This window comes from Actinomycetota bacterium, assembly GCA_040754375.1.
Lineage (GTDB): Bacteria > Actinomycetota > Acidimicrobiia > Acidimicrobiales > AC-14 > JBFMCT01.
Genome location: JBFMCT010000064.1, coordinates 1 through 11,593, shown reverse-complemented (window position 1 = coordinate 11,593; position 11,593 = coordinate 1). Strand labels below are relative to the sequence as shown.

The 11,593-nt window shown below is 72.8% G+C and carries 9 protein-coding genes; 4 read left to right on the top strand and 5 right to left on the bottom strand.

Features of this window, described 5'->3' with window-relative positions; translation table 11 throughout:
- Positions 1 to 424: hypothetical protein (locus AB1673_16635; protein MEW6155591.1), on the bottom strand; the 424-nt coding region annotated here is incomplete at its 3' end.
- A 240-nt stretch (positions 425 to 664) separates the two neighbouring features.
- Here AB1673_16635 and AB1673_16630 point away from each other — a divergent pair.
- Positions 665 to 1,432 (top strand): HypC/HybG/HupF family hydrogenase formation chaperone, encoded by a 768-nt coding sequence (locus AB1673_16630; protein ID MEW6155590.1) that lies wholly within the window; start codon positions 665 to 667, stop codon positions 1,430 to 1,432.
- Between the two features lie 3 nt (positions 1,433 to 1,435).
- A complete protein-coding gene (locus tag AB1673_16625; protein MEW6155589.1) occupies positions 1,436 to 2,113 on the top strand; it encodes an SIS domain-containing protein in 678 nt (225 codons plus the stop codon).
- A 9-nt stretch (positions 2,114 to 2,122) separates the two neighbouring features.
- Here the strand turns inward: AB1673_16625 and AB1673_16620 are convergent, their stop codons facing one another.
- The 3 genes from AB1673_16620 to AB1673_16610 all read right to left on the bottom strand — a co-directional run bounded on the left by AB1673_16620 (position 2,123) and on the right by AB1673_16610 (position 5,203).
- Positions 2,123 to 2,569, bottom strand: coding sequence for a MerR family transcriptional regulator (locus AB1673_16620; protein MEW6155588.1), 447 nt, complete (start codon positions 2,567 to 2,569; stop codon positions 2,123 to 2,125).
- Between the two features lie 77 nt (positions 2,570 to 2,646).
- Positions 2,647 to 2,838 carry a hypothetical protein gene (locus tag AB1673_16615; protein ID MEW6155587.1) on the bottom strand — a complete coding sequence of 64 codons (192 nt, stop codon included), beginning with the start codon at positions 2,836 to 2,838 and terminating at the stop codon, positions 2,647 to 2,649.
- Positions 2,839 to 3,163: 325 nt separating this feature from the next.
- Positions 3,164 to 5,203, bottom strand: a complete 2,040-nt coding sequence (locus tag AB1673_16610) for a hypothetical protein (GenBank protein ID MEW6155586.1) — start codon at positions 5,201 to 5,203, stop codon at positions 3,164 to 3,166.
- A 143-nt stretch (positions 5,204 to 5,346) separates the two neighbouring features.
- Between AB1673_16610 and AB1673_16605 the strand changes: the two genes are divergently transcribed.
- A complete protein-coding gene (locus tag AB1673_16605; protein MEW6155585.1) occupies positions 5,347 to 8,931 on the top strand; it encodes a multifunctional oxoglutarate decarboxylase/oxoglutarate dehydrogenase thiamine pyrophosphate-binding subunit/dihydrolipoyllysine-residue succinyltransferase subunit in 3,585 nt (1,194 codons plus the stop codon).
- A 162-nt stretch (positions 8,932 to 9,093) separates the two neighbouring features.
- On the opposite strand, the gene AB1673_16600 is transcribed toward AB1673_16605, so the two are convergent.
- Positions 9,094 to 9,960: a CPBP family glutamic-type intramembrane protease gene (locus AB1673_16600; GenBank protein MEW6155584.1), complete on the bottom strand. Its 867-nt coding sequence runs from the start codon at positions 9,958 to 9,960 to the stop codon at positions 9,094 to 9,096.
- Between the two features lie 207 nt (positions 9,961 to 10,167).
- On the opposite strand from AB1673_16600, the gene AB1673_16595 reads away from it, so the two are divergent.
- On the top strand, positions 10,168 to 11,593 hold a 1,426-nt coding region (locus AB1673_16595), incomplete at its 3' end, for a hypothetical protein (GenBank protein ID MEW6155583.1).

The following is an 11,593-nucleotide window of genomic DNA, read 5'->3' as shown; positions in this document are numbered from 1 at the left end:
AGACCAGGTAGGGGGCGTCGAGCTCGCCCCGCTCGGCCATGAACAGGTTGTGGGTCCACTCCGCGCCGCACTCGACGGACACGACCGTGTGGATGAGCTCGACCCTGGGCAGGCCGGGGATGATGCCCGCCAGCAGGTGCTCGAGCCGGGGGTGGGTGGCGCCGGTGGCGGCCACCGAGCACCCGTCGCACGAGCCGCCCACCATCCAGATCAGGTAGATCTTCTCGAGCGGGCCGAGGCGGACCTTCGACGTGTCGGGCTCGACCGCACGCGACCGCACCCCGATGGGGGCCATGGGGTCGAGCGGGTTCTGGCGCCAGTCGAGGTACTGACTGCCACGAGCGGCGATGTCGGTGCCGGCACCGGTGCCGACGACCGCCGCGCCGGGAGCCTGCCGTCCACGTCCACTTGATCCGGTAGCCATCAGGCGGGTCACCTCTCCGTTGTTGGTCGCGCTATATGAGCAGCGCACTTATATGAGACCAGTAGATGTCAGATTACATCTAGCCAGCGCCCACGTCAGGTGGAACTTCGGGGTTCCCCTCTTTTTCGGTGCCGCAGCGGCGGTTGGACGGGCGGGCGCTCTCAGCGGGCGAGGTCGTCGGTGCCAACTACGCCTGAGGGTGGCGCGAGAATCCGGAGTACGGCAGATCGGAGGAGGTAGATGTCCCTTCTTGGCGAGCAAGCTCCTGGGCGGACGGGCGAAGACGGCACTGCGGCCGCCAACGAGAGCTTGGACGACGTAGCCGACAACCTAGCGCGTGCCGCGCTGGCCATGGCCCGTCGCTACCACGAGCCCGGTGCCACCCTGTGGTGCGCCTCCCCGCGGTGGCCCTTCCACGCCCACCACGTGGCCGTCGAGTTCGTCCACCCGGTCATCGTGGGCAAGCGGGCCCTGGCCGCCCTCACGGTCCCGACCGGGGCGGACCTGGTGGCGACGCTGCGGGCCTCGGTGCGGCCCGGGGACATGGTCCTGGCCCTGGCGCCCGCCGACGACGCGGCGGTGACCGACGTCATGCGCCGGGGGCGGGCCTGGGGTGTCGAGACCATCTGGATCGGCAGCGGCCCCCGGCCGCCGGCGGGTGCCGCCGACCACACGATCTGGCTTGAGGCCACCGACGAGCTCGACGCCTCGGAGAAGTTCGTGCGGATCTACCACATGCTGTGGGAGCTGACCCACGTGTGCTTCGAGCACCCCGGACTTCTCAAGGCCGAGCCCGAGTGCGACGACCCGGACGGGCTGGGCGTGTGCATCACCTGCTCGGACGAGGGCCGCCTGGCCGAGGTCGTGACCGTGGACGGGGACGAAGCCGTCGTCCGGACCCCCGCCGGCCAGGAGCGCATCGACGTCTCGTTGCTGGACAGTCCCGAGCCCGGCGACCTGGTACTGGTGCACGCCGGCTTCGCCATCGGCAACGGCGGGGGAGCGTGAACCATGAGTGACGCCACCGACTTCCTCTACCCGTTCATCGAAGGCGACGAGACCGACGCCCCCAGCCTGCTGGCCGACCTGGCCGGCTCGGCCAGGGAGAAGTGGGACGAGAGCCGGGCCCTGCGAGAGCGCTGCCTCGAGGAGTCGGCGGCCGCCGTCGCCGAGGTGGCGGCCGCCATGGCCGAGCGCTTTGTGGCCGGAGGCCGCCTCTACTCCTTCGGCAACGGGGGCAGCGCGACGGACGCCGACGGCGTGGCCCAGCTCTACACCCAGCCGCCCTACGGCATCCCCCTGGCCGCCCGGTCGCTGGTCGAGGACCACGCCGTGCTGACCGCTCTGGGCAACGACATCGGCTTCGAGAACGTGTTCTCCCGCCAGGTCATCGCCCACGCCCGTGAGGGCGACATGGCCATGGGCTTCTCCACCAGCGGCAACTCCGACAACCTGCTGCGGGCCTTCGGCGAGGCCCGCAAGCGGGGCGTGTTGACGATCGGCCTGGCGGGCTACGACGGTGGCCGCATGGGGTCGGACCCTTCAGTGCAGCACTGCCTGGTGGCTCGCTCCCAGAGCGTCCACAGGGTCCAGGAGGCCCAGGCCGCCCTTACCCACGCCTTGTGGGCAGCTGTCCAGGAAGCGATGGAGGGCGCCCACCGGGCCGCGGGGACGAGGCCCGCGGCCTGACCACCCAGGTCAGCGCCGGGGCGGGCCGATCGTGAGAGGCTTCTGGCAGGTGCACAGAGCCTCCTCGCAGCGATGGACGCCCTTGTTCTGCTCGAGCCGGGCCAGGACGTCTTCGAGGGTCTGGCGCAGCGTGGCCAGCTCGGCGATGCGCTCGCTGGTCTCGCTCAGCTTGCGCTCGACGAGGTCGGCCAGGTCGGCGTGGTTCTCGCCGCAGCAGCCGTCGGCCACGTGGAGGAACTCCTTGGTCTCGGCCAGGCTGAGGCCCAACACCTTGGCCCGGGCGATGAGCTCGATGCGGCGCAGGGCCTCGGCGTCGTAGAGGCGGTAACCGGCCTCGGTGCGTTCGGCCGGCTCGACCAGTCCCATCGACTCGTAGAGGCGGAGGGCCTTGCGGCTCAGGCCGGTCCGGCGCCCGACCTCGGCGACTTGGAGGTAGGTGCTCTCGTGCTCTCCCATTACCCCAGGGTACCCGGCCCTTGGGGCAAAGTTCAGGGTCTCAGGAGGTGCTCAGGGACCTGGCCGGGGACCGGTGCTCAGGCAGCGCTGCCATAGGGCTGCCCGAGCTGGTCGTAGCACTCGGCGTGGTAGTGCTCGACCCGGTCCCAGACCTGGTCGACGTAGACGTTGGCGATCACCTGCTGGAGCTTGAGCTTGGCCGAGAACTTGACCGGCTTGTCGCATCCGGCGCACACGGCCGAGTTGCCGGCCTCCACCGGGCGGGCCACCGCTCGGCTGGTTCGGGGTCGCTGTGCCGTTGTCATGTCACTTGTATCGGCAGCCGGAGGGGAGGGCTCAAGGCCAGCCGTGGAAAAATTTCTTGCCTGCTGACTTGACGAACGACCACCCTCCGTGTGAACCTTCACTCGTCGGGGCTCGGGGTGCGTCCGCCGTGCACCCCCGCCCCGACCCTTTCGCGCCGGGGGTTGGTCCGGTGGCAACGGCCCCCTCCCACGCCGCCCGTTGTCAGTCGGCGACCGCCCGCCCGCTCCCCGGGGCCCCACCCGGGCCGGCCACGCTACGTGCCCGCCTACGTGCCCGCCGGCGAAGTGGTCAGTCGGGCGCTTGGACCGAGCTGAGCACGGCGTAGAACGTTGGCAGCAGCGAGTCCCAAGTCTCCGACGGCGCCCTGAAGGACATGGTGAAGCTGTGGCCTCGCGTCTGGAACCCGAGGTCGACGGCATGGACCCCCGCCCCGGCGTCCTCGTAGGTGTACTCCCATAGGGCCGCCCGGTAGCCCAGGTAGCTGGCCGGGCTGAGCTGGAGCCGCTCGTAGCTGGTAAGGCGGCCGGACGCGTCGCGCTCCTGGGCCGTCCAGACCTCCTCGGGGTCGCTACCTCGTTCGTCGCGGTAGTTGACGGTCATCGACACGCCCGCGGTCCCGTCCCGCACGATGACCTGGCGGCCCACCTCGGTGATGCCCCAGCCCGGGGGATAGGAGAAGCCGAAATCGACGGCCTGGTACCGGTAGGGCGACCAGTCGGCGGGCACCGAAGCCGGGTCCACGGCCAGGACGGGACGGTTCCCGGCCGTACCCCCGGCGGTGTCGCGGTCGCGCGACGAGGTGATGCGGCCGTTGGTGACCAGCAAAGCCACGAGCACGACGACCACCGTGGAACAGAGCACGACCACACCCATGTTGCGGCGGGCGGCCGGGGGCGGCGGCCACGAAGGCGCCGACCGGTAGCGGTGGCCCGTGCCGAGGTCGTCGGGCTCACCCCTGCGGTCCTCCTGGTCGCCTTCGCCCACGTCGTCGACCTCGCGGGCGCCGGTCGCGTCGTCCCCGGCGCCGGCCGGGGAGAACGGGTCGTCGACGTCCGGCGGGGCGGCCTCCTCGTACTCGTCGGGCAGCCAGATGTCGTCGTGGTCGAGGCCCCAGCTGTCCCAGTTGTCGGAACGGTCGACCTCCTGGGCGGGCGCCTCGCCCCACTCGTCCTGGAAGGTGCCCTGGCCGTCGCCCCCGCTGTCGGCCTCGTCGGGGGCCCACTGCCAGCCCGCGGTGTCGGCGGCCACGGCCGCGCCCCAGTCGCGCTGCCCGCCGTCGCCCTCGCCGATGCCCTCGCCGACGCCCTCGCCGATGCCCTCGCCGACGCCCTCGCCGACGCCCTCGCCGTCGCCGATGCCCTCGCCGATGTAGTGGAAGTCCTCGGCGTCGCCGGCCACCCCGGCCTCGTCGCTCTCCGTCCACGGCTCGGCCACGGGAGGGCGCCGGCGCCGTTCCCGCCAGCCCCGGCGGCGGGGTTCAGGACCAGGGTCTCCCAACGGCACGCCGGCGATGGCGGCCAGGACGTCGAGGGCGGTGTCGAGCGAGGGCCGGTCCGCGGCCGCGGGGCTGAGGAGGCGGTCGAGGAGGTCGCCCAGGGCGCCGGCCCGGGCCGGCGGGCGGCGCGCACGGGCAGCCCCGTCCCCACCCGGGGCGAACGGTGCCGCCCCCTCGACGGCGAACTGGAGCACGGCCCCGAGCCCCCACAGGTCGGTGGCCGGGCCTACCGGGCCGCCCTCGACCTGCTCGGGCGCGAGGTAGGACGGGTCAGGCGCCAGCTCGGCCCACGTGGGCCCGTCCGGGGTGCCGCCCCCGGCCGCCACGGCACCGCGGATCACGGCCGCCAGGCCCAGGCCGGTGAGGTGGGCCGGGCCCTTCTCGGGCACCAGCACGGCGGCCGGCGACAGGCACCCGTGGAAAAGCCCCTTGGCGTGGGTGACGGCCAGCGGGCCGATCAGGTCCACGCCCAGGGCGGCCGCTTTCTTGACGGCCAGCGCTCCCTTGCGCTCGACCACCGCGGCCAGGTCGCGGTACTCGACGGGCCGGTAGACCAGGACCAGCCGGTCGCCGTCGACGAACGCGTCGTGCACATGGACTGCGAGCTCATGGTCGACCCGGATAGCCAGCCGTGCGGCCATGAGGGCCTCACGGAGCACGTTGGGGTCGCGGGTGAACAGGTCACCGGGCAGTCGCACGTCGCGCAGGTGCACGGGGCGGTCGAGGCCCTGGTCGAAGGCGCGCCACGTGGTGCCCAGCGCGTCCTCGCCGAGGGGCTCGTCCAGGGCGTAGCGTTGGTCGACCAGCTGGCCGCTGGCCAAGCCTCCTGGCATGGCGGCCACCGTACCCGACGTCCGCCCGCCCGAGGGCACGCCTGTGGGGCCATTGTGCGCTCCGGTCGGCGGCCCGGCTCGGGGCCGCCGCCTAGCGTCGAGGCGCGGGGCACACCCGGTCTGCTCGGTACGATGGCGAGGCGATGAGCGAACCAGCGTCGGCCCCCGGGCAGGCCTTCGGGCCCAATGCCTGGCTGGTCGACGAGATGTACGACCGCTACCGGGCCGACCCGGGCTCCGTCGGGGACAGCTGGCGGGACTTCTTCGAGGGCTACCGGCCCGACGGAGCGGCCGTGCCGCCGACGGCCCCGTCGGGGCCGGCCGACGGCCCCGTTCCCTCCGCTCCTGCCCGGCCCCCGGCGTTCGACGGGGACAGCGGTGAGCCCCTGCGGGGTGCGGCCGCCCGCCTGGCCGTGAACATGGAGGCCAGCCTCGGCGTGCCCACGGCCACCAGTGCGCGGGTGGTGCCCGCCCGCCTCTTGGAGGTCAACCGCACCGTCCTCAACAACTACCTGGTGCGCACCGGCGGGGCCAAGGTGAGCTACACCCACATCATCGGCTACGCCGTTGTGCGGGCGGCCGTGGCCGTGCCCGCCATGAGCTCGTCGTTCTCCCGCCGGGGTGAGCAGGCCCGGGTCGTCCGCCACCCCCATGTGGGCCTCGGCCTGGCGGTCGACGTGGTCAAGGCGGACGGGTCGCGCACGCTGGTGGTCCCGGTGGTGCGCGAGGCCGACACCCTCGATTTCCGGGCCTTCCACGCCGCCTACGAGGACCTCGTACGCCGAGCCCGGGCGGGCCGGGCCACCCCCGACGACTTCGCGGGCGCGACCATGACCCTGACCAACCCGGGGACGCTGGGCACGGTGGCCTCCGTACCCCGCCTGATGCCCGGCCAGGGGGTCATCGTGGGCGTCGGGGCGCTGGCCTACCCGGCCGAGTACCACGGGGCCGACCCGTCCCGGCTGGCCGACCTGGGCCTGTCCAAGGTGATGACGCTCACCTCGACCTACGACCACCGCGTGATCCAGGGGGCGGAGTCGGGGCTGTTCCTGGCCCGGGCCCACGAGCTGCTGATGGGCGCCGACGACTTCTACGGAGAGGTCTTCCGCTCCATGGGGGTGCCCTACGAGCCCGTGCAGTGGCGTCCCGACCGCAACCCGATAAGCCACGACGACATGGCCCGGGCCAAGCAGGTCCACGTCCAGACGCTCATCAACATGTACCGGGTGCGGGGGCACCTGATCGCCGACCTCGACCCCCTGGGGCTGAAGGAGGTGCGTACCCACCCCGAGCTCGACCCGGCAACCTACGGGCTGACCATCTGGGACCTTCAGCGGGAGTTCTTCACCGACGGCCTGGCCGGCCGTGACTGGATGGCGCTGGGCGACGTGCTGGGCATCCTGCGCGACGCCTACTGCCGGCGGGTGGGCGTCGAGTACATGCACATCCAGGAGCCCGACCAGAAGCGGTGGGTCCAGCAGCAGGTGGAGGGCGTGCAAACCTCGCTGAGCCCCGACGAGCAGCACCACGTGCTCGACCGGCTCAACGCGGCCGAGGCGTTCGAGCGCTTCCTGCACACCAAGTACGTGGGCCACAAGCGCTTCGGCCTCGAGGGAGCCGAGAGCGCCATCGTGCTCATCGACGAGCTGCTCGACTGCGCGGCCCGGGCCAAGGCCCAGGAGGCCGTGCTGGGCATGGCCCACCGGGGGCGGCTGAACGTGCTGGTCAACATCGTGGGCAAGTCGCTGCGCCAGATCTTCCGGGAGTTCGAGGGCGACCTCGACCCGGCGACCACGCAGGGTTCGGGTGACGTGAAGTACCACGTGGGCGCCTCGGGCAAGTTCACCGGGCGTTCCGGCTTGCCCCTGCCGGTCACGCTGGCGTCCAACCCCTCCCACCTGGAGGCCGTGGACCCGGTCGTCGAGGGCATGGTGCGGGCCAAGCAGGACCTCATCGACGACCCCGAGGCGTTCAGCGTCGTGCCCATCGTCATCCACGGCGACGCCGCCTTCGCGGGCCAGGGGGTGGTGGCCGAGACGCTCAACCTGTCGGCCCTGCGCGGGTACCGCGTCGGGGGGACCGTCCACGTGGTCATCAACAACCAGCTCGGGTTCACCACTGCGCCGGCCGAGGCCCGCTCGTCGTTCTACGCCACCGACGTGGCCAAGATCGTTCAGGCCCCGATCTTCCACGTCAACGGTGACGACCCCGAGGCCTGTGTCCGAGTGGCCCGGCTGGCCTTCGAGTTCCGCCAGCGGTTCCACAAGGACGTCGTCATCGACATGGTCTGCTACCGCCGCCATGGCCACAACGAGGGCGACGACCCGTCCTACACCCAGCCCCTGATGTACAAGCGCATCGAGGCCCGCCGGTCGGTCCGCAAGCTCTACACCGAGACGCTCGTGCGCCGGGGCGACTTCACCATCGAAGAGGCCGAGAAGGCGCTGGACGACTTCATGGCCAAGATGCAGCTCGCCTTCGAGGAGACCCGCCAGTCCCACCCGCCCCAGCCTTCGGAGGTCGAGCTGGCCGGCGGCCAGCCACCCGAGGTCAAGCCCTCTCCCCCGACCGGGGTGGCCCGTGAGGTGCTCGACCGGGTAGTCGACGCCGTGCACCGGACGCCGCCCGGGTTCACCGTCCATCCCAAGCTGGCCCGCCAGTTGGCCGCCCGGCTGCACGTCTACGCCGGCGGGCACGTCGACTGGGCGCTGGCCGAGGCCCTGGCCTTCGGCTCGCTGCTCAGCGAGGGGACCGACGTGCGCCTGACCGGCCAGGACACCCGGCGGGGCACGTTCTCCCAGCGCCACAGCGTGCTCGTCGACTACGGCTCGGGCGAGGAGTGGACGCCCCTGAGCCACCTGGGCGGGGCCCAGGGCAAGTTCTGGGCCTACGACTCGCTGCTCTCCGAGTACGCCGCCCTGGGCTTCGAGTACGGCTACTCGGTGGCCCACCGCGAGGCCCTGGTGGCCTGGGAGGCCCAGTTCGGGGACTTCGCCAACGGGGCGCAGATCATCATCGACCAGTTCCTCACGGCCGCCGAGGACAAGTGGGGCCAGCAGTCGGGGCTCGTGCTGCTCCTGCCCCACGGCTTCGAGGGCCAGGGCCCCGAGCACTCGTCGGCCCGCATCGAGCGCTTCCTGACCCTGTGCGCCGAGGACAACATCTCGGTGGTCAACCCCACGACCGCGGCCCAGTACTTCCATGTGCTGCGCCGCCAGGTGCGGATGGCCCGCCGCCGACCCCTCGTCCTGCTCACCCCCAAGTCGCTCCTGCGGGCGCGGGTGGCGCGCTCGGCGGTGGACGAGCTCGAAAGCGGCGCCTTCCGAGAGGTGATCGACGACCCGGCGTTCGCCGGGGACGAGGGTGGGGCCGTGCGCCGGGTGGTCGTGGCCAGCGGCAAGGTGGCCTATGACCTCATGGCGGCGCGCGACGAGCGCGCTCTGGCCGTGCCGGTAGTGAGGGTGGAGCAGCTCTACCCGTGGCCCGAGGAACTGCTCCTCGCCGCGCTGGGCCGCTACCCGGCGGCCACCGAGGTCGTCTGGGCCCAGGAGGAGCCCGAGAACATGGGCGCGTGGCCGTGGGTGCACGTCCGCCTCCACCGGGCGCTGCGGGACCGGGCCGAGCTGAGCCACGTGAGCCGCCGGGCCTCTGCCAGCCCGGCCTCGGGCAGCCACAGCGTCCACGCCGTCGAGCAGGACCAGCTCGTCACCCAGGCCCTGGAGGGCTAGGTGGCTGGTTGCACCGGACCGACAACAAGTTGTGGATCGCAACTGCCGCCCGACTGCGTGAGCGCCAGCGAGCCGGGCGGGGATGGGGGAGCAAGGCCCAGCCGTGCCTCGGGGGCGTAGCCCCCGAGGCAACTAGGCCCGGGAGGGCTAGGCCCCGGCGGGTTAGACGCTGATAAAGAAGGCGCCGATGACGGCCACCAGGTTGAAGAAGCCGTGGGCGGCCACCGACGTGCTCACCCGCCGCCAGCGGGCGGTTATGCCGAACACCACGCCGGCAGCCGCGATCACGGCGATCACCGAGAAGTTGGCCAGGCCCAGCAACGGGCTGTAGTGGGCCAGGCCGAACAGCAGGGCCTGTAGGGCGATGGCGGCCGCCGCCCCGACGGCCGTGGTCAGCGAGCGCAGCAGCAGGCCCCGGAAGAAGAGCTCCTCTACCAGGGGCGCCCCGGCGATGGCGATGGCCGCGAACACCAGGAAGCTGGCCGCGCTGTCGCGCACCTCGCCGTACACGCCCTGGTTGGTGCCCACGAGCTCCTCGGGCCCGAGGAGGAAGGGCACGAGCACCAGTGCACCCGCGAAGCGCGCCGCTATGGACATCAGCAGGCCCCAGGAGAAGTCCTTGCCCGTGAACTTGAGCCCGTAGTCGCGGGCCAGGCGCCCCGACCCGTAGCGGCGGCTGGCCAGCCAGCACGCCCCCAGCAAGCCCGACCACAACCCGGCCAGGTTGAGCAGCAGGACGGCGATCGGGGGCAGGCCGGCCAGGTCGGCGGCCAAGGCCAGGGCCGAACCCACGATGAGGCCGACGACGAACCCTCCGAGGCCGTAGAAGGCGGCCCGGCCCGGCAGCACGGCCCGGTCGTCGGGCGGCAGGGCCGGGCCCGAGCCCTGGGCCCCCGGCACCGGGCGCTCGGTGACCTGGCCGCCCACGACCACGTTCGACGCCCATGCCTGGCCGTCCCAGTAGCGCAGGTCGGCCACTCCCGACGGGTCGGGGTACCAGGCGGGCGGGGGCAGAGGTGCGTCAGTCACGACGGCTGGCGGGCCGGCGCACCACGGGGTCGTGAAAGGGCGCCAAACGCGGACCAATCCTACTCTCCGGTCCCGCCCGCGTGGCCAAGCGCCTCCTAGGAACGGCTCGGCATCGACGGTAGGAGGCACTCGGGAGGAGGCCGCGGACGCCCTGGGCGGTGAGGGTGCACCCTCTGGGCCACGGCGAGTGGTTGACTGAGCGGGATCATGGCTGAGCGCTACGTCGTCGTCGACGGTTCCAACATCGCCACCGAGGGCCGGGACATCCCGAGCCTGGCCCAGCTCGACGAGGCCGTACGCGCCTTTATGGCCGAGCGGGCGAGCGACGAGGAGGTGATCGTCGTCGTGGACGCCACCTTCGGTCACAGGATCGACCCCCGGGAGAAAGCCGAGTTCGAGCAGGCCGAGCGGGCCGGCGAGCTGGTGTCGCCTCCCGCGGGCGCCGTGGGCCGGGGGGACGCCTTCCTCCTGCAGGTCGCGGACCGTACCAACGCGGTGGTCCTGTCCAACGACTCGTTCCAGGAGTTCCACGCCGAGTACCAGTGGCTGTTCGACGACGGCCGGTTGATCGGGGGCAAACCCGTCCCCCGGGTGGGCTGGTTCTTCACGCCCCGCACCCCGGTGCGGGGGCCCAAGAGCCGGGAGGTGACCCGGGCGGCCAAGAAGGCCCGCAAGACGGTCGTGAAGCGGGCGGCCGTGGCCGAGGGGCCGGTGGCCGAAGCCATCGCCGAGGCCACCGCCGAGGCCATCTCGCCTGACTCGGGCGGCGCAGCCAATGGCGACAGCGGTGGCGACGGCGACGGCGAGGGAAGGTCGGGCAAGAAGCGGGCCCGCCGGCGCCGGTCGAAGCCCGTGGGGGCGGTCAACGACCCGCTGCCGTTCATCCAGTTCATCGCCGACCACCCTCTGGGATCGAGCGTCGAAGGCGAGGTCGAGGGCTTCACGTCCCACGGGGCCTTCGTGATGGTGGGCCAGGCCCGCTGCTACGTGCCGCTGTCGGCTCTCGGTGACCCCGCCCCCCGGACGGCCAAAGGGATCCTGCGGCGCACCGAGGTGCGGACGTTCGTGGTCCAGGCCCTCGACCCCCCCCGCCGGGGGATCGAACTGGCCCTGCCTGAGGTAGCCCGGGTGGCCGGCGCGCCCACCGAGGAAACCGTCGAAGCCGACATGGGTGCGGTGCGCAAGGGCCGGGGCCGGTCCAAGGGCACCAGCGTGGCCGAAGCCGACAGCGGGGCGGGCGGCGCGTCCATCGGGCAGGAAGGACCGCCGACCGGCCCCGACGGGGACGCCGCGGGGGACGACGTGGCCGACGGCGAGCCTGGGGACGGCGGGGCCGGGGCCGGTGAGGCGCCCGCCGGTCGCCGCCGGCGCCGCTCGCGCCGGGCCCCCGGGCCGGCCGGTCCCGCGGCCGAGCCCGAGCCCGCTGATGGCGGTCGCCACCGCCCGGCCACCGCTCAGCCCGGGGCGGGCGCGGCCGAGCCCGTCCCGGCCGAGCCGCGCTCGGCGGCCCCGGGCGGGTCATCCCCCGAGGGCAACCAGATCGAGCCGGCCGGGGCCGCTGACGATGCACTCCCGGGGGGCCCCGCGCCCGACGGGCCGCCGGCCATGCGCCCCCGCCGAGCCACCAAAGCCG

Excerpts from the sequence above, each read along its gene's own strand:
- AB1673_16605 (MEW6155585.1), top strand. The coding sequence starts at position 5,347 with ATGAGCGAACCAGCGTCGGCCCCCGGGCAGGCCTTCGGGCCCAATGCC.
- AB1673_16620 (MEW6155588.1), bottom strand. The coding sequence starts at position 2,569 with ATGGGAGAGCACGAGAGCACCTACCTCCAAGTCGCCGAGGTCGGGCGC.
- AB1673_16630 (MEW6155590.1), top strand. The coding sequence starts at position 665 with ATGTCCCTTCTTGGCGAGCAAGCTCCTGGGCGGACGGGCGAAGACGGC.
- AB1673_16625 (MEW6155589.1), top strand. The coding sequence starts at position 1,436 with ATGAGTGACGCCACCGACTTCCTCTACCCGTTCATCGAAGGCGACGAG.
- AB1673_16610 (MEW6155586.1), bottom strand. The coding sequence starts at position 5,203 with ATGCCAGGAGGCTTGGCCAGCGGCCAGCTGGTCGACCAACGCTACGCC.